The sequence below is a fragment of the Devosia algicola genome (assembly GCF_028816455.1).
In the GTDB taxonomy this organism is placed as follows: Bacteria; Pseudomonadota; Alphaproteobacteria; order Rhizobiales; family Devosiaceae; genus Devosia; species Devosia algicola.
Window position 1 is genome coordinate 1,503,322 of sequence record NZ_CP118246.1, and the last position, 17,134, is coordinate 1,520,455.

The 17,134-nt window shown below is 56.9% G+C and carries 17 protein-coding genes and 2 pseudogenes; 6 read left to right on the forward strand and 13 right to left on the reverse strand.

The window, feature by feature from the left end; translation table 11 throughout:
• The first annotated feature begins 61 nt into the window (after window positions 1-61).
• From PSQ19_RS08005 to PSQ19_RS08015, 3 genes are read left to right on the forward strand one after another with little or no spacing between them, the layout of a single operon-like run.
• Complete coding sequence (locus PSQ19_RS08005) at window positions 62-784, forward strand: FCD domain-containing protein (RefSeq protein ID WP_282220343.1); 723 nt, start codon at window positions 62-64, stop codon at window positions 782-784.
• Complete coding sequence (locus PSQ19_RS08010; protein ID WP_282220344.1) at window positions 781-1,833, forward strand: GMC family oxidoreductase; 1,053 nt, start codon at window positions 781-783, stop codon at window positions 1,831-1,833. Before PSQ19_RS08005 ends, PSQ19_RS08010 begins: the two co-directional genes overlap by 4 nt.
• Window positions 1,834-1,876: 43 nt before the next feature.
• Window positions 1,877-2,404: a GMC oxidoreductase gene (locus PSQ19_RS08015; RefSeq protein ID WP_282220345.1), complete on the forward strand. Its 528-nt coding sequence runs from the start codon at window positions 1,877-1,879 to the stop codon at window positions 2,402-2,404.
• Window positions 2,405-2,419: 15 nt separating this feature from the next.
• Here the strand turns inward: PSQ19_RS08015 and PSQ19_RS08020 are convergent.
• The 8 genes and pseudogenes from PSQ19_RS08020 to PSQ19_RS08050 all read right to left on the reverse strand — a co-directional run bounded on the left by PSQ19_RS08020 (window position 2,420) and on the right by PSQ19_RS08050 (window position 9,007).
• Window positions 2,420-3,315, reverse strand: a pseudogene (locus PSQ19_RS08020) (SMP-30/gluconolactonase/LRE family protein).
• 80 nt (window positions 3,316-3,395) lie between these two features.
• Window positions 3,396-4,406 (reverse strand): zinc-binding alcohol dehydrogenase family protein, encoded by a 1,011-nt coding sequence (locus PSQ19_RS08025; protein ID WP_282220643.1) that lies wholly within the window; start codon window positions 4,404-4,406, stop codon window positions 3,396-3,398.
• 308 nt (window positions 4,407-4,714) lie between these two features.
• Entirely contained in the window at window positions 4,715-5,551 is an 837-nt protein-coding gene (locus PSQ19_RS08030; protein WP_282220346.1) for a carbohydrate ABC transporter permease, read from the reverse strand.
• 1 nt (window position 5,552) lies between these two features.
• Entirely contained in the window at window positions 5,553-6,473 is a 921-nt protein-coding gene (locus PSQ19_RS08035) for a carbohydrate ABC transporter permease (RefSeq protein ID WP_282220347.1), read from the reverse strand.
• Between the two features lie 192 nt (window positions 6,474-6,665).
• Window positions 6,666-7,805 (reverse strand): ABC transporter substrate-binding protein, encoded by a 1,140-nt coding sequence (locus tag PSQ19_RS08040; RefSeq protein WP_282220348.1) that lies wholly within the window; start codon window positions 7,803-7,805, stop codon window positions 6,666-6,668.
• 21 nt (window positions 7,806-7,826) lie between these two features.
• Entirely contained in the window at window positions 7,827-8,222 is a 396-nt protein-coding gene (locus PSQ19_RS08045) for an enolase C-terminal domain-like protein (RefSeq protein ID WP_282220644.1), read from the reverse strand.
• 22 nt (window positions 8,223-8,244) lie between these two features.
• Window positions 8,245-8,541 (reverse strand): annotated as a pseudogene (locus PSQ19_RS19785) (enolase C-terminal domain-like protein); the annotation flags it as partial.
• Window positions 8,474-9,007 (reverse strand): enolase-like domain-containing protein, encoded by a 534-nt coding sequence (locus tag PSQ19_RS08050; RefSeq protein ID WP_282220349.1) that lies wholly within the window; start codon window positions 9,005-9,007, stop codon window positions 8,474-8,476. The gene PSQ19_RS08050 and the pseudogene PSQ19_RS19785, both read right to left, overlap by 68 nt.
• A gap of 152 nt (window positions 9,008-9,159) precedes the next feature.
• Between PSQ19_RS08050 and PSQ19_RS19790 the strand changes: the two genes are divergently transcribed.
• From PSQ19_RS19790 to PSQ19_RS08060, 3 genes are read left to right on the forward strand one after another with little or no spacing between them, the layout of a single operon-like run.
• Window positions 9,160-9,381 carry a GntR family transcriptional regulator gene (locus PSQ19_RS19790; RefSeq protein WP_407649109.1) on the forward strand — a complete coding sequence of 74 codons (222 nt, stop codon included), beginning with the start codon at window positions 9,160-9,162 and terminating at the stop codon, window positions 9,379-9,381.
• Complete coding sequence (locus PSQ19_RS08055; RefSeq protein ID WP_282220645.1) at window positions 9,326-9,796, forward strand: GntR family transcriptional regulator; 471 nt, start codon at window positions 9,326-9,328, stop codon at window positions 9,794-9,796. The genes PSQ19_RS19790 and PSQ19_RS08055 overlap by 56 nt, the downstream gene beginning before the upstream one ends.
• A 4-nt stretch (window positions 9,797-9,800) precedes the next feature.
• Window positions 9,801-10,856, forward strand: coding sequence for an ABC transporter ATP-binding protein (locus PSQ19_RS08060; protein WP_282220350.1), 1,056 nt, complete (start codon window positions 9,801-9,803; stop codon window positions 10,854-10,856).
• Between the two features lie 145 nt (window positions 10,857-11,001).
• On the opposite strand, the gene PSQ19_RS08065 is transcribed toward PSQ19_RS08060, so the two are convergent.
• The 5 genes from PSQ19_RS08065 to PSQ19_RS08085 all read right to left on the reverse strand — a co-directional run bounded on the left by PSQ19_RS08065 (window position 11,002) and on the right by PSQ19_RS08085 (window position 17,124).
• A complete protein-coding gene (locus PSQ19_RS08065; protein WP_282220351.1) occupies window positions 11,002-12,510 on the reverse strand; it encodes a sulfatase in 1,509 nt (502 codons plus the stop codon).
• Between the two features lie 122 nt (window positions 12,511-12,632).
• The gene (locus PSQ19_RS08070; RefSeq protein WP_282220352.1) at window positions 12,633-14,480 is read right to left on the reverse strand and encodes a chloride channel protein; all 1,848 of its coding nucleotides are present in this window, start codon (window positions 14,478-14,480) and stop codon (window positions 12,633-12,635) included.
• 131 nt (window positions 14,481-14,611) lie between these two features.
• A complete protein-coding gene (locus tag PSQ19_RS08075) occupies window positions 14,612-15,544 on the reverse strand; it encodes a formylglycine-generating enzyme family protein (protein ID WP_282220353.1) in 933 nt (310 codons plus the stop codon).
• A gap of 46 nt (window positions 15,545-15,590) precedes the next feature.
• The gene (locus PSQ19_RS08080; protein WP_282220354.1) at window positions 15,591-16,418 is read right to left on the reverse strand and encodes a sulfatase/phosphatase domain-containing protein; all 828 of its coding nucleotides are present in this window, start codon (window positions 16,416-16,418) and stop codon (window positions 15,591-15,593) included.
• Window positions 16,387-17,124, reverse strand: a complete 738-nt coding sequence (locus PSQ19_RS08085) for a sulfatase-like hydrolase/transferase (RefSeq protein WP_282220355.1) — start codon at window positions 17,122-17,124, stop codon at window positions 16,387-16,389. Before PSQ19_RS08085 ends, PSQ19_RS08080 begins: the two co-directional genes overlap by 32 nt.
• Between the last annotated feature and the right edge of the window lie 10 nt (window positions 17,125-17,134).

A 17,134-nucleotide genomic window follows, 5' to 3' on the forward strand; every position in this document is an offset into this window, starting at 1 on the left:
ATCGCCGACCAACAACAATCAGGTACACGAACCGATGGGGCAAGAGTCCGGAGATGCACTGATGACCGCAGCGGACGGCACAGTGTCACGCGGGCGGGCCGCCGATGCCGTCACGGCGGCACTGGAGGCGCAGATCAGCTCAGGCGCGTTGGCGCCAAATAGCCCGCTACCCGCCGAGCGCGACCTGATGGAACAGTTTGGTACCAGCCGCACCGTAATTCGCGAGGCCATCTCAATACTCGCCAATCGCGGTCTGGTTGAAAGCAAACCCCGATTTCGTCCTGTCGTACGCAAACCCGATTACGAGTCGGCGCTGCACGCCGTCAGTGGCGTGGTCAGGCACCTGCTTGCCGACCAAGGGGGCGTCAAGAATTTGTATCAAAGTCGCCTGTTCATTGAGCGTGCGCTGGTGCGTGAGGCCGCCGTGTCTGCCGACAAGCAGGACATTGCCGATCTCAAACAAGCCCTGGCCGCCAATCAAGCCGCCATTTCAGACTCGCTTGAATTCTATCGCACCGATACTGCATTTCATGGTGCGCTCTATCGCGTAATCCGCAACCCGATTTTTCCAGCCATTCACGAAGGCTACACTGCTTGGTTGGCACCCCATTGGAGCAAAATGCTTCGCTCCCCGGAACGCAACGCCATGAATTATCGTGCCCATGAAGCCATCATGAACGCCATACTGGAGCGAGATCCAGCAGCGGCCGAGGCAGCCTTGACCGAGCACTTGAACGCGGCATGGGAGCACGTACGCGTAACTTTCAACATTGATAAGCTATGAGCGAGAAATTCGACCATATCGTTATTGGCGGCGGCGCCGCAGGGTGCGTTGCTGCCGCGCGTCTCGCCAGTGAAGGGCGCGCGCGCGTGCTGCTGCTTGAGGCAGGTCATTCAAATCGCCATCCATTGCTCGATATGCCCCCCGGCATATTCAAGATGATCAATGGCTCGAAATTCATGCACTACCATCATACAACGCCCCAGGCTCATCTGGACGGGCGCATCCACGACATTCCCCAGGGCCACGTGCTCGGTGGTGGCACCTCAGTCAATGCCCAGGTCTATATGCGCGGTCGCGCCGCTGACTATGATGAATGGCAGGAAACCCTGCGCGGCAACAATGACGCCATTGGCTGGAGCTGGAAGGACGTATTGCCCCATTTTACACGAATGGAAAACAACAATCGGCTGAACAACGAATTTCACGGCCACGCCGGCCCCCTTCTCGTATCCGACCCCGGCCACATCAATGAGGTCTCGCGCTGGTTCGTGCAGGCGGTTCAGGGGCTCGGAGAACCCTTCAATCCCGATTTCAATGACGGCACGCAGCGGGGCGTCGGCTTTTACCAGTTCATGAATCGCAATGGCAAACGCTCGTCCGCCGCCTACGCCTATGTAACACCCCAAGCCAACAACCCCAATCTGAGTGTGCGCCTGCATAGCGAAGTGCAACGCATTGTCGTGGAAAATGGGCGGGCAATCGGCGTTATCTATAAAGATCGCGCCGGCCAAGAGAATCGCGTGACCGTCGAGGGCGAAGTCATCCTCTCCGCCGGTGCGCTGATCACGCCTAAATTGCTGATGCTGTCCGGCCTCGGTCCCGCGACCCACCTGGCTGAGCACGGCGTGCAATGCCTGGTTGATCTGCCCGGCGTCGGCCAAAATCTGATTGACCACCCCGAAGTGCCCATGACCGCCTATGCCAATGGCCCCTATGGTTATTACAAGCAGGGCGTCGGTTGGCGCATGCTCCGCAACGGCTTGCAGTTCAAGGCTCTTCGGCAGCGGTCCCATCACCTCTGCCGGCATCGAAGCAGGCGCATTCGTTAACCCCAACGCCCCCGAGGCACCCCCTACCATCCAGGCTTTTTGCGTGCCTATTGTTTATCTGGACCGTGACGCCCTAGATGCGCTCAAGGACGATTATGGGGTGACCATCACCACGGTTTTGATCAAGCCCAAGTCTCGTGGCGAAGTGCGCCTCGCCTCTGCCGACCCTGCCGCCATGCCGCTAGTCTCGCCGAACCTTTTGAAGCATCCGGACGACATGCAGGCTATGATTGACGGCCAACGCTTTTTCCTGCGGGCCTTTGACGAAAAACCGCTAGCCGAGCGAACGCGTGGCATCGTCAGCCCTGACCCGGCCGATCTGTCCGACGAGGCATTGCGCACCCACTGTAAACGCTTCGTCAAAACCAACTATCATCCTGCCAGCACCGCGCGCATGGGTGCGGACGGCGACCGGATGGCAGTCCTCGACGCACGCTTGCGAGTTCGGGGGGTAGATGGATTACGCGTATGCGACATGTCAGCAGTACCCAACATCAATGCCGGCAATACAACGGCTCCGGCCATGATGCTGGGTGATCGTTGCGCCGATCTCATCATGGGCCGACTATAACGCCACTATTGCTGCTCAGGGCGTTCCGACGACGTTGGTTTGATATGAATAGAGCGAAGTCGTGCCGCACATATAAAGCAAACTGCGGTCGGGTCCACCGAATGCCAGATTTGCCACCCGTTCTGGCACCAGAATTTGCCCCAGCATCGCGCCGTCAGGGTCGAGGCAATCTACGCCATCCCAACTGCCACACCATAGGCGGCCCTCAACGTCGACACGCAAGCCATCAAATCCCTTGGCCTCATTGCGAGCAATAACCTGCCCACCGCCAAGTGATCCATCAGCGGCAACCTCGAACCGACGAATATGGTTCGGCCCGTCGGGCTGGTGCGTGCTGCCGGTGTCCACGACATATAGCCATCGCTCGTCAGGTGAGAACGCCAGTCCGTTTGGCATCACCATATCGTCGGTCATTTGACGAACCCCCCGCTTTGCGGATCAATTCGATAGACGTGGCATCCGCCGATCTCGAGTGATCCCTCCCGCCCTGCTGGTCCATAATCGGGATCGGTAAACCAGATCGAACCATCCAGCTTTTCAACAATGTCGTTGGGCGCATTGAACCGCTTGCCCTGATAATGAGACGCCAAAACCGTGATACGACCATCTGGCTCGGTACGAGAAATAGCGCGACTGGCCTGCTCACAAGTAAGCAAGCGTCCGTCACGGGTCACCGAATTGCCGTTTGACAGCGCGGACGGCGATCGAAATATGCTGGCTGTACCGATCGTCGCGTCCCATTTCAGCATCCGGTCATTGGGTATGTCCGACCAGATCAGATATCCCGCGTCAAACCAGGCCGGACCCTCAACCCATTTGCCACCGCTCCACAGTTTGACGACTTCGGCGCCCTTATCGAGACAAGTCTCGAAACCCCGATCATGAACGCGCACAATATCGCTGGTTGGCATTACTATCCCACAATCCACGAAATCAAATTATCGGCCTGTTAGCTTGACCCGTCGACATTTGCCCAATTCCACACCCATGGCTACGAGCATTTGACCATGACCTTGAATGTATCCGCCCGTTCGCGCAACCAGTGGGGCAAGGCTTCAGCCGCGTCCGATAGCGGGAACATCTTGGAGATCAGGTCGTCGGCGACATCGCCCAGGCCCTCAAGATGGGAAATAACCGCCTCAAAGTCGGCGCGAGTGGCATTGCGCGAGCCGTGAATGTCCAATTCCTTGAGATTGAACAGCGATGTATTGTAGCTCACGGGTGCCTTTGAATAGCCGACGTAAACCACACGACCGGCAAAACAGGCCAGATCGACAGCCTTGACGAAGGTATCAGGCACACCCACCGCCTCGATCACTACATCCGCGCCATCGCCCCCTGTCACTTCATTGACGATGGCGTCCAGATCCTGTTCGCCCGAAGCAACGAAGTGCGCGGCGCCAAATGCCAGGGCCTTGTCCTTTTTCGCTGATCCAAGGTCGACCGCGATGACCTCGGCGCCGCGCGCCGCTGCCCCCATGATGGCCCCGACCCCGATCATGCCACAGCCAAGCACCACGACACGATCACCCTTGCCGACGCTACCGCGCGCGGCTGCATGAAATCCCACCGAGAGCGGCTCGACCAATGCCAGTCGTTGAGGCGGCAAATTATTGTTCACAATGACTTTTTCAACTGGAACCACAAGCATCTCGCTCATGCCGCCGTCTTTTTGCACACCCATTGTCTGATTGTAGCGGCACGCATTAACCCGCCCCTTGCGGCATGAAGAACAGGTGCCGCAAGTCGTATAAGGCACCACAACCACCCGTGCCCCGATCCCACCCTCAATCTGAACCCCCTCGCCGAGTTCGACTACTGTTCCGGCAATCTCATGGCCGGGAATGCGCGGCAGTTTGGCCAGCGGATTGACACCCATGAATGTATTGAGATCGCTACCGCACAAGCCCACATAATCAACCTTGACCAGCACCTCGCCCCTGCCCGGCGTCGGTGTCGGTGTCTCAATGACGCGACTGACTTCAACGCTTTCGATTATCATGGTCTGCACGATGAATTTCCAATCCTGATAAATGAGCTACACGTTCGTCGACAGAGGTCGGCCGCGCGAGAATCCTCTAACGATGACGGGCACAACATTCTGCCTGCCCGTCAACACCGCCCAATTCATAGTCATTAGCGACGCATATCGCTAGCGTCGATCGTCGAAACAAACATTCGTTCCATCAGTGTAATGGCGAACAAGACTTGGCCGAAGAGGCCGTTCAGGCAACCTGCCACGCGACGTCACTTTATACGGCCAATCTATGTGAGTATGCGCCGTTACTGCGGGCGGCGCCCAACGACCCGCTATTTGGTCGCGCCTGCTGTGAGGCCCGAGACCAGTTTGCGTTGCAGCGGCAGGAACAGCAGCAGCGTTGGCACCGTGGCCACAACCGATCCGGCCATGACTGCGCCCCAATCCACCTGCACGTCGCCAAAATACTGATAAAGCCCCAGCGGAATTGTCTTTTTGGCATTGTCGGTGATCAGCGCCAGCGCCAACAAATATTCTGACCAGCTTTGCAAAAACCCGAATGTGCCCGCAGCCACCATGCCCGGCCACATGATCGGCAGGATGATCTTGGTCACAACCGTAAACCGGGAGGCGCCATCAACAATGGCTGCTTCATCAAGACTCTTTGGAATGGTGGTCAGGTATCCCACCATCAAATAGATCGTGAACGGGGTAATGAACGCTGTGTAGCACAGGATCAACCCGATCTGGCTATTGATCAACCCGGTGCGGGCAAAAACGATAAAGATTGGATTGACCAGAATGATCCATGGGAAAAACTGCCCGCCCATGATCGCCGCGAACACAAATCCCCGCCCTTTGAACCGAAAGCGCGACAGGCAATAGGCACAAAACAGCGAAATGGTGCAGGCAAGCACCGTTGCTGTAATGCACACCACCAGCGAGTTGACGACGTAGATGAAATAACCCGACTGGAACAGCGAAACATAGTTCTGCAACGTCCAGCCGCCATCGCTGGATATCAGCGACACCGACAGGTTTTCAAATGAACCTTTGAACACGTAGAATGCGGGTCCCAGTAGAAAAACCGCGAAGACCGCGAACGCGACCAGCAAGGCACCGTTCTCGATGCCGTTGGCGAGTGCATTGGTTGATCTGGTTTTCATCATCTCAACCCACCTTGTCTTGCATTTCGGTCAGGCCGAAATAGCGGAAATACATGGCGCCGAAGAACGCCATGACCACCGCCATGGACACCCCGATGGCCGCCGAATAGCCGATCCGCAGATCTATGAAGGCTTTCATGTAGACCTCGGTCGCCAGCACATTTGTGAAGGTTCCGGGTCCGGCGCCCGTCGTCAGCCAGACATAGACAAAATTGTTAAAAGTCCAGATGACGCTCATCAGCGTCAAAACCGATATCGTGGGCATCAGATAAGGCAGCGTGATAAAGCGGAATTGTTGCCAGCGGTTAGCACCATCAATCGCTGCGGCTTCATTGAGATCCTCGGGAATGGTTTGAAGCGCTGCCAGCAGACTGACGCCAATGAGCGGCGTAGTGTTCCACACGATGATGGTAATGATTGCGGGCCAGACCGTTGCAAGGTTCGCCGTAAAAGCGATTGGATCGCTGATAAGCCCCGAACTGATCAACCAGGAATTGATCGGCCCATAGGTTGGATCGAATAACCAGCGCCACGCGATCACAGCGACCACCGGCGGCGTAGCCCATGGCACCAGCAGCATCAGGCGCGCAATGGTAGTCAGCCGCATGGATTTTAGAAATTTCGAATTCAGCAACAGCGCAAACAGCAAGCCCAACACAATGCGCACACTCACCGAAATCGCGGTCAGCCAGAATACCGTATTGATGGCGATATCGCGAAAAGACGAGCTGGTCAGGAACTCGGTGTAGTTGGTGGTGCCAACAAAATCGCCACCCTTTTTGAGTTTGAGCAGCGTGATATCTGAAAAACTCAGTTCCAGATTATAAAGCGTTGGAAACAGGTAAAACCCGATCAGGATCAAAAATGTCGGCAGCAACATCCAGAACACCGTCATTCTGGTGCGCATCTTGGGAGACAAGGTCATCCTAACGGCCTATTCATAAAACGAGAAAGTTGGCAGGGGCTGCTGCCCCTGCCGCGGGAAAGCTATTGACCCAGCATGCGGTTGATTTCGGCAATCAGGTCATCGGCCGCCTGCTCGGTGCTCGACTGACCAGACAGCGCCGTACCAAAGGCCCGCGCGGTCAGGTTCCACAATGGACCAACGCCAACGCCACTATCGGCATAGGCACCCCAGGTGCGGGTGTGATCGGCCAGGCTCCTTGGCGAAGCCGAGTTCTTCAGGCCGATATTCAATCTTTGACAGCAGCGACTTTTGAGCCGGGAACTGGTTGGTATAGTATTTTTCAAAGATTGGGGCGGACGACAGGAACTGCACCAGCTTCCAGGCTTCTTCGGGATGCTCGGTATTGGCATTGACCGCCAGTGTTCGCCCGCCAAGATGGGTCTGCGGCGCTTGCGATCCGGCCATCATGATACCGGAGTTGAATGGTATTTTTTCATCCGGATGCGCCTGTTCATAGGCGCCCAGTAATTGCCGATATGTATTGGTCGGCATCAATGCCATGGCCTGTGAGCCATCCAGAAGCCCCTGCATCAGTGCCGGGTCCTGAGGTTCATCGATCGACAGGATCGAGCGCGGCGCCAGACCATCATCGATATAGCCCTTGAAATAATTCATGTCATCGGCGATCTGCTCGCGCGTGGCGCCAACCTTGTACCCGCCATTGCCATCGGCTTCGATGAAACTGCCGCCATTGGACCACAGATAATAATTGGCCGGGAACCAGACCTGATTGGCAGCGGGGAACGAAAAGCCGGTTTTGCCAGTCTTTTCCTTGATGATTTCGCTGTCCTTGCGCAGGTCAGCCCAGGTCGTTGGCAAATCGTCGATACCGGCGTCGGCCAGAACGTCGGTGCGATAAACCATTGCCCAGGTATCTGCCGTCCACGGCAAGCCATATGCCTTGCCTTCATACATGGTCAGGTCCGTAGCGATAAAATCATCGAACCCGTTTGGCAGTTCGCCATATTTGGTCAACTCATCCAGCGGCATGATGGCTTCCGCCTCTGCCATTTCCTGGGTCCAGACGAAGGCGATGTGCACAACGTCAGGTCCCTGACCGACTGCGGACTCGCGCAAGAACTGGTCGCGCGCGTCATTCCAGGCAATGGTTTGCAACTCGACCTTTATCCCTGGGTTCGCAGCCTCGAACTCATCCAGCGCTGCACGCATCTCGTCACGCTCGCTATCATTGAAGCGGAACACCAGATTGGCGTCGGCGAGAACAGATCCAGCGCCCATCGCCAGCACGGTGCCGGCAAGCAGCAGCTTGGTAAGAATATGATGTCTCATGTGTTTTCCTCCATTGAACGATTATTTCTTGATATCGAGTGTGGCGATGGCAAAGCGTTCCAACGCCATCGGGTCGGGCTCAAACCCGATCCCCGTCCCCTCTGGCAGCGACAGGAACCCCGCAACGGGCACCAGATCTATCGCTCCCAGGTCGGTTCGCAGCGGATTGGGATTGAAGTCCAACTCCACCCGCCCCTCCCCGCCTATTGCTGCCAATGTATGAAGCGACGTCGCCAACCCCACGGCGGTGCCCATATAGTGCAAGGTGCAACCGGCCCCGTTGGCCAGCGCATGCTGACCCACAGCCAACGCGCCGCTTACGCCACCCCATTTCGCCACGTCGGGTTGCACTACACTCAGGAGCCGCGCGTCGACATGGCGTTTGAAGGCTCGCCAGTCCGGCGATATTTTCGCCACCTGCAAGCGGCAATGCCGATTGTTTGGCAAACGCCTGCCACTGCGCAACTGGGGTATCCGCCAAGATTGCTTCTTCAACAAAGCCCGGCTCAAACTGAGCAATTTCGGCAATAATGCGCAACGCCTCCGCAATGGACCAATTCTGGTTGGCATCAACATAAAGCGCCAAGCCGCCATCATCGGCCTTGCGAAACCGGGCCAGCACCTGGCGATCCCGCTCGCTATCGAAGCCGATCTTGATCTTGACCCCGCTATGGCCGGCCTCGCGCAGGCGCATTGGCAAACTGTCGACGTCGCGTATATCGGGCGAGCCTGGCATAGACCCGCGCTTTGGTCGCTTGTCCCGCGCCCAGCAATGTCGCCAGTGAAATGCCGTCCCGGCGCGCCGCAAGATCGGCCATCGCCATATCAATGGCTGCAAAACAGTGCGCGAAAGGTCCAAACTCGCCGGTATGAACGACCATGCGATGGAGGCGATTTTCAAGCGTTGGCCGCACCGCGTCCCATCCCGATCGCGGCAGATCGAACAAGGTCGGCGCGATCGGATCTTCGAGCAGGCCCAGCTTGTTGAGATTGCCCTTGGGCGGATAATTGCACCACGCCTCACCCCACCCGGCAGCACCATCCGTACTGGTCAGTTTGATCAATAGACCCGTGCGCACCGGCATGAGCGCCAGTGTCGATACCGGCCCGCCCTCGACCGCGCACGCCAGCGCATAGGCCTCGATTCGGTCGATGCTGTGAGCGCTCGTGGCGCCGGGTTGATCCATCAAAACTGTCTTCATGTCGATATCGATAACTGATCAATCAGTGATTGTCTATTCATAAATCGAGTTGACTTCAGTCTGTCTTTTCTGGTTGAATCGGCGTAGCTTCGCCGCGGGTCATTCATCAAAAAGCGCTGGGCGACCCTCAGATCAACAACCGTGAGACCTCTATGTCCCGTGTCGCTGCCTATCAGAACTTTCGAGAGCGCCTGCTGTCCGGCGAACTGTCGCCGGGCCAGTTCGTCACGCAAAAAGAACTGGCGGACTTGGCCGGCGTGCCTATTGCGACGGCGCGCGAGGCTATTCAAAAGGCTCGAACACGAATCGTTGCTGAAAGTGCACCCGCAACGCGGCATTCAGGTCGCAGACATCACCACACGGTTCATTCGTGAAGCCTTCGGCCTGCGCAAAATGCTCGAAATGCAGGCCGTTCGCTCCTTTGCCCAACCGGACAATGAGCACCAAGTGACTCAATTAATGAACAAAACACTGCAAGTCCTTGAATCAGCAAGAACAGACGTGCCCGACGAAGTCTTGGAAACCGCCGTCGACATTGATTGGGAAATGCATGACAAGATTATAGACCATATCGATAATGGCCTGTTGACCGAGGTCTATCAGGTCAACGTCGCACGTCTACGCCTGATCAAGGTCAGTAATCGCATGTCACACCAGCGCGCTATTGCGGCACTGGGTGAACATATGTCTATATTAGAGCACTGTCGAAACGGCGACGGCAATAGCGCTGCCACTGCTCTGGGCGAACATATCGACATCGCCATGAACCGCGCACTGCAAGGAAAATAGGCCCATGTCTCATATTGATATCAACGCACTGGTCAAGAACTATGGTGGCCTTGAAGTTATTCACGGCATCGATGCTCATATTGACGAAGGTGAGTTTGCGGTTCTGGTTGGCCCGTCCGGCTGCGGCAAGTCTACGCTCTTGCGCATGATTGCCGGGCTTGAGGAGATCACTGGCGGTGAAATTTCCATTGGCGGGCGCGTCGTCAATGATCTGCTCCCAAAAGAGCGCAACATTGCCATGGTGTTCCAGAACTATGCCCTCTATCCGCATATGACCGTGGCCGAGAACATGGGCTTTTCGTTGCGGCTCAAAAAGGTTTCGAAGGCCGAGATTGCCAAGGCGGTAAATCGTGCCGCCGATATTCTTGGACTTGGTGAACTTTTGGAGCGCACACCGGCACAATTGTCGGGCGGTCAGCGCCAGCGTGTCGCCATGGGCCGCGCCATTGTGCGTGATCCCGCGGTATTCCTGTTCGATGAGCCCCTGTCCAATCTCGATGCCAAGCTGCGCGTCAAGATGCGGGCCGAGATCAAGACCCTGCACCAAAAGCTCAAGACCACCATCGTTTACGTGACCCACGACCAGATCGAGGCCATGACCATGGCCGACAAGATCATTGTCCTCGAGGGCGGCAACATTTCCCAGGTCGGCACGCCACTGGACCTTTATGATCATCCCGCTAATCGCTTTGTCGCCACCTTCATTGGCTCGCCATCGATGAATATTCTACCGGCAACCACCATGGCTGATGGCAAGGTGGAATTGGCTGATGGGCAAGTCCTGCAATTGGATCACAAGGTGGAAGCCGGACGGGCCATTGATCTGGGTGTCCGCCCGGAAAACCTGGACTTTGCACAGGGCGAGAACGGGCTCAAAGGTCAATTGACGCTGGTTGAACCCACAGGCGCCGAGACCCTGGTCAGTAGCACATGCGCCGGTAGCGACCTGTTGGCTACCGTCAAGGAACGCGTCACCCTGCCCCCCGGCTCCCCCGTCGCCTTTGTCATCGAGCCCGGAAAATATCACTTCTTTGATCAAAAAACCGGGCTGGTGATATAAGATATGGCAAGCGAGATCTGGCGCCGGGTTTCGATCTGAAATTATGGTTTATAGACAAGACGTTAGGCCAGTTTGACGATTCAATGGATCGCCAAACATTCCCTAGTGTTCACACCGGTAGCAGCCTCATGTCCAACCCTCGCACTTATGGCGCGAGGCCCAATCGGGGGTAGGACTCAACTGGTGCTTCGTTTCGCTGCATCAATTCAACCATCTGTCGTTCAAGCCGCGCCACGACTTCGGGCGCCTCGATCGGGTTGGTCTGACCCGGATCCATCTCCAGATCGTACAGCACGGTCGTCGTGTCCTCGATCAACCCCTGACCGAACACCCGCCCATCCGGCGCCTTGCGTGCCGGTATTTGTAACGTGGGCATGCCCTTGGTAAAGCCAAAGCCCTCAGTCAGCTTGCTCTGCGCCAGTGTCTCGGCCGAAAAGTGACTGCGCTGGTGTGTCGGCATCAGCGTATACTCATAAATCTCCTGCTCATGCACATCGACCGGATAACGGAAATAGGTATAGCGGCCATCGGTGATATTCGTCGCCCCGCCAAAAATCCCGTAAAGCACCGCCTCGTGGTTTGGTCCATCCGCTGCCAACAGCGGCAGCAGCGATCGCCCTTCGACAGTGTCAGGAACCGGCTGGTTGAACAGGTCTAGAAACGTCGGCATCAGATCCATCGTCTGGGTAAGCCCGGTGCGCACCGAACCGGCCTGATCGGCATGATCGGGATGAGCGATGAACAATGGAATATTGGCGATTTCATTGTAGAACGGCATGCGATTCTTGGCCCACCAATCATGCTCGCCCAACAAATAGCCATGGTCGGTCGACACCACCAAAGTGGTGTCTTTCCACATGTCATGCTCGTCAAAATAGTCCAGCACCTTGCCGAAATACTCGTCGCACATTGCCACCAGTGCTGCATAATTGGCGCGCAACTCGTCGATCTCGGCGGCACTTTCGTCAACCCGCGAGTAGCGGGGCCAGTCAAGGATCGGCCCGTCATAGTCAGTGGGGAAATCCTTGCGGAAGCGCTCTGGCGCAAAGAACGGCTCATGCGGGTCAAAGCACTCTAGCTGCAAGAACCAATTGTTCTTGTCCCGATTGCCCTCGAGAAACTCAAAGCCTCGCGCCATGCACTGGGCCAGCGGAAAATCGGCTTCCGTCTTGATGGTTTCGCGATTGACCATATGCGGTACAAACCGCTCGTCTTCAGGGCTGGTCTGGTGCGGGTGGTACAGTTGTTCGAAACGGTCCATGGGGGGCTCAACCATCGCCTTCCAGCGATCACCCTCCTGCCCGCGCACGAAATCCCAACTTGAATACTGGGTATGATAGGTGCCGCCGCCCTCATAGAAATAATGAAAATGGTCGGTTACCAGATGGGTATAGGTGCCCGCATTACGCAATTGTTTGACAAAGGATTTGTCGAACGGCTCAAGCGGTCCCCAGCTGCGATGCAGAAAATTCAGCCGCCCCGTATGCATGTCCCGGCGTGCCGGCATGCAGGGCATCGAGCCGACATAGTGTCGGTCAAATCGCACCGATTTTGCCGCCAACCGATCAAAATTCGGCGTATCTATCCGCGTGCCACCATAACAATTGAGTGCCGCCTTATTGAGGGAATCAAACAGCAGAAATACAACTTTCACGGGATCAATTCCTTTGGATCGCGGCGCCACTGCCCCGGTCTAGCAGCATAAATTGCCAGCACCAATATCGCATCGGCATCCAAACATCCTAGCGCTGACCAGACAGATCTACCCGGACCTTTTCAAGGCTCCTCTGAATAGCGCCGCAACAAATGGGCCTCGGTCAACGTCCCGATGACGGTACGGTCGGCAAGATCGGTTACCACCGCCAGCGCTTCGGCCTTGGCCTCGTCAAATATCCGCGCCGCGTCATTGGCCGCCATCGCCGGATGCAGCACATTGTTGGTAAATCGCATCAACTCATCGATCGGCGCTGCCTCATCGTCCACCCCCTCGCCATAGGCGTCCGAGACATAGATCATGCCCGCATATTTTTCCTGATCGTTCATGACAATCACCCGTTGTGCCGAGCCCAGGGGAAAGAGCCTGCGAAATTCGCGGATTGGCCGACCCAACGGGATCGACTTGAGATCCCGCCGCATCATCTTGCCAACGGTCAGATTGCGCAACAGCCCCACATCATGGGCGCTGCGGATAGTCTCGCCGCGCAGATGGAATCGCCATGTGGTGAACGAGTAGCCAAAGGTTTCGCGCACCAGCATTGAGGAGGCGACCGCCGAGGCCAGCACCGCCACCGTCAGCGGCAGGCTGCCCGATGTTTCCAGCGTAAGAAACGCCATTGTCAGTGGACCACCGACAATGGCGGCGGCCAGCCCCGCCATACCCACCAGCATCGGCACGCTGTCATCGACAAATATCGATGGGTCAATGAAATGAACGACAGCAAACAGGATTTGCCCCACCATCGCCCCAAGAAACAGTGACGCAAAAAATAGCCCACCACGAAATCCAGACCCCAGCGACACTGCCGAAGCGGTTATCTTGAGCACAACCACGAATGCCGCAATCCAGATTGGCAGCGGATCAGATTCAAACGCCTGTTGCAGCGCCGCATGACCCGACGACAGCACTTTTGGCGAAATCAATGCCATCCCGCCCAGCAGCAAGCCCCCGGCCGCCGGCCGCAGATAGTTTGGGATATTGAGCCGTTTGAACCCCGCCTCAACCCAGGTCACCAGCCGCATCAACACGATCCCCAGGCCACCCGAAATCAGCCCGAACAACAGGATCACGGCAATCTGGGGAAAATTTATCGCCACGGCCTGCGAAATAGAAACAATGGGCGCACCGTGGCCAAACAGACCGCTAACCAACACCGCCGCAATGGAGGCCGCCATGACCGGCGCCAGCGTGCCAATGGTGTAGGTGCCGATGATTAATTCGAACGCATAAAACGCGCCGGTCAACGGGGCACCGAAGGCTGCAGCGATCGCCCCTGCCGCCCCGCACCCCACCAATCGACGCAGATCAACCCGACGCAGTTGGAACAGATCGCCCAGTTTGGAAGCGATACCGCCCCCCATCTGCGTATAGGCCGCTTCAAGGCCGACCGACGCACCAAATCCATTGGAAACCACCGTCTGACCGGTAATGATCAAACTGTCGACCATCGACAGGCGCCCCCCGTGCAGCGCATTGCCTTCGACCAGATCGACATAACGCGACTTGCGGTTGCGCAACAACAGCGCGATGGCACCCAGGATAATCCCACCCGCCGCCGGGATAAAGGCTTGACCAAGGTCAATACCACCAAGCCCGCTCAGTCGTTGCTCGGGCGGCAATGTGTAAAGCAGTGTCTGGACGAGATAGGCCAGTTCGTGCAGCGCCACAACGACGAGACCTGCTATGCACCCCACACCTACCGCCAGCAGCACCAACCAAAGTTCACGCTGGCGCACCAGCATGCGCAGCCGCGCACCAATCCCGATATGGTTATTGCTGACCACCTGTCGATGCCAATGACCCCACCGGCGCCCAAGCCGGGTCAAGCGCCCTTCCTTTTCCCTTGTTTCCTCCGCTTTCGCCCCGGTTTCGTCGACAATGTCAGCGTGAATATCTGGGCCAGGCATAAAAGATGCGTTCCGATCAAACAATAAAAGCACGCGACGGCGTGCCGAGGGGGACAGCCGTCAAAACTGGAAAGATGACAAATGCTCGAAAAACCGAAGACTATCTGTCAGGGGCGAGCGCTAGGTGGCGCTCAGTCGTCATAGGCAAGTCGAAAGCCGGTGTTGCTGGCCGATGAATCCGCCGTAAGCGCTGACCGTGCCGCAATCCGATAGCGATAGCAGTAGGATATGTGACAAAGGAACGAGCCGCCCTTGAGCACTTTTTCCTGGGTTTTGCTGGCGTTGGCATTGCGCACCTTGGCCTCGCGCGATAGCGAACGCACCTTGAAGGCGTCGCCCGTCCATTCCCAGACATTGCCCGCCATACCGTAAAGGCCCATCCCATTGGGCTCAAACGCTTCAACCGGACAAGTCCCCAAAAATCCATCGGCCAGAGTGTTGGTATGCGGAAACGCGCCCTGCCAGATATTGCAGAATATTGTCTGGTCGTCAGGCTCCTCGTCGCCCCATGGAAACTTCGGATTTTCCAAGCCGCCGCGCGCCGCATGTTCCCACTCGGCTTCCGTTGGCAGCCGACCACCCGCCCATGCCGCGAAGGCCTTGGCATCGGCCCAGGAGACCTGCACTACCGGATGGTCCATGCGCGCCTCGACCGAACTGTCCGGTCCTTCAGGCGCCGCCCAGTATGATCCATCGACCTTTACCCACCAGGGCGTCGCTGTATTGGATGGCGGCGGCACGCCCTGACCGTCCAGCAGTCCCCGGAATACTGGCGACCAGCCAAATTGTTCGGCTTCGGTGACATAACCGGTAGCCGCCACGAACGCGGCAAACCGGGCATTGGTCACCGAATGCGCATCGAGGGAAAATGCCTTGAGCGTTACAGTACGTATCGGCCCCTCGCCATCCCCGGCAATTTCGGGCTTGCTCGTGCCAACAATGCTGCGCGTTGCCGCAAATCGGACGCGTGGCGTCACTTTAACGGAATTGGCGTCCAATTTGAGGGACGAAACAGCAACGGCGGACTTGTCGCCCGGACCGCGCGCGGGCGCGCAGCATGACATTGGATTTTTCCTTTATGTGGCGTAGGCAACGCAAACCAGCATGTGCCTAGCTAGCCAATACCGCACGAGTGTCATGCTCTGCAAGGTCACCGATCTCATCCATTTTGCTATCCAGCAATCCAAGCATGGTTTCAAATATCTGCCGGTGCTGCGGATCATGCGCCAGATTGTTCAATTCAAATGGATCGTCCTCGCAATCGAACAATTCCCATTCGGGTGGTTCGCTGCCATCGGTAGCGCCCAACTGCTCCAGCGGGTCATTATACCAATAGATCAGCTTGTAGCGCTCATTGCGCACCCCATAATGGGCAAAGGCATTGTGGATGATATCCTTGTGCATCCAGTATCGATGATAGGCGAGGTTTTCCCACTCATCTCGGGCCGTGCTCTCGAGCACTGGGCGCATGGTTCTGCCCTGCATGTAAGTTGGCACTCGCACCCCGGCATAATCGAGAAATGTCGGCGCGAAATCGACATTGGTGGCGATTTTTTGTGACGTACTGCCCGGCTTGATCGCCTCGGGATAGCGGATCAGGAACGGCATTTTCAACGATTCCTCATACATGAACCGCTTGTCGAACCACCCATGTTCGCCGAGGAAAAAGCCTTGGTCCGACGTATAGATGACAATGGTATTCTGCGCCAAACCACTCTCGTCGAGATAGTCGAGCAGCCGCCCGACGCTTTCGTCGATCGAGGCGACCGTGCGCAGATAGCGCTTGATGTAGCGCTGATATTTGAACTGGGCCAGTTCGGCACTATCGGTGAACACAAAATTCTTGCCGCTCAGCGCATCGACCAGCCGCAACTCGCCGCCCTCAGGGACGTCCGGTACCTTGCGATTACGCCCGCCCACAAACATCAGGCTCGCCAATTTCCGCGCCGCCTTCCGGCTGGATAAGCCCCAGATCCTCGTAGGTCATATCGGCGCGAACCCGCATCTTGGCCGCCGCCGCCGCTGCTCCGCGATTGCTGTAGTCATCGTCAAAACTGTCTGGAACCGGCAAGTCCTCATCGTCGTAAAGCGAGCGATATTTCGGATGCGGCGAAAAACTGCGATGCGGCGCCTTATGATGGCACATCAGAAAAAATGGCTTGTCGGTATCCCGGTTTTTGATGAAATCGAGGCTCTTGTCCGTAATGATATCGGTGGCGTATCCCACCTCGAGTCTCGCACCGTCCTTGTCGATCATGACCGGATCAAAATAGTCGCCCTGACCTGGCAGCACCGACCATTGATCAAAGCCGGTCGGCTCATGCGCCTTGCCCTCACCCAGATGCCATTTGCCGAACATGCCGGTCTGATAGCCATTGGCGCGCAAATGCTTGGCTACATTGGGCAGACGATTGTCGATATGGGTATCGAGCGTCGTCACCCGATTGACGTGATTATACGTCCCGGTCAGGATCGCCGCCCGGCTCGGGGTGCAGATTGAATTGGTAACATAACAATTGTCGAGCCGCATGCCTTCGGTGGCCAGACGGTCGATATTGGGCGTCTGGTTCAATCCCTGCCCATAGGCTGAAATGGCCCGCGCCGCATGGTCGTCGGACATGATGAACAATATGTTCGGCTGCATCGTTTATCCT

Coding starts and splice junctions, on each gene's coding strand:
- PSQ19_RS08030 (WP_282220346.1), bottom strand. CDS start 5,551: ATGATGAAAACCAGATCAACCAATGCACTCGCCAACGGCATCGAGAAC.
- PSQ19_RS08070 (WP_282220352.1), bottom strand. CDS start 14,480: ATGCCTGGCCCAGATATTCACGCTGACATTGTCGACGAAACCGGGGCG.
- PSQ19_RS19790 (WP_407649109.1), top strand. CDS start 9,160: ATGTCCCGTGTCGCTGCCTATCAGAACTTTCGAGAGCGCCTGCTGTCC.
- PSQ19_RS08050 (WP_282220349.1), bottom strand. CDS start 9,007: ATGAAGACAGTTTTGATGGATCAACCCGGCGCCACGAGCGCTCACAGC.
- PSQ19_RS08025 (WP_282220643.1), bottom strand. CDS start 4,406: ATGATAATCGAAAGCGTTGAAGTCAGTCGCGTCATTGAGACACCGACA.
- PSQ19_RS08035 (WP_282220347.1), bottom strand. CDS start 6,473: ATGACCTTGTCTCCCAAGATGCGCACCAGAATGACGGTGTTCTGGATG.
- PSQ19_RS08085 (WP_282220355.1), bottom strand. CDS start 17,124: ATGCAGCCGAACATATTGTTCATCATGTCCGACGACCATGCGGCGCGG.
- PSQ19_RS08040 (WP_282220348.1), bottom strand. CDS start 7,805: ATGAGACATCATATTCTTACCAAGCTGCTGCTTGCCGGCACCGTGCTG.
- PSQ19_RS08060 (WP_282220350.1), top strand. CDS start 9,801: ATGTCTCATATTGATATCAACGCACTGGTCAAGAACTATGGTGGCCTT.
- PSQ19_RS08075 (WP_282220353.1), bottom strand. CDS start 15,544: ATGTCATGCTGCGCGCCCGCGCGCGGTCCGGGCGACAAGTCCGCCGTT.
- PSQ19_RS08005 (WP_282220343.1), top strand. CDS start 62: ATGACCGCAGCGGACGGCACAGTGTCACGCGGGCGGGCCGCCGATGCC.
- PSQ19_RS08010 (WP_282220344.1), top strand. CDS start 781: ATGAGCGAGAAATTCGACCATATCGTTATTGGCGGCGGCGCCGCAGGG.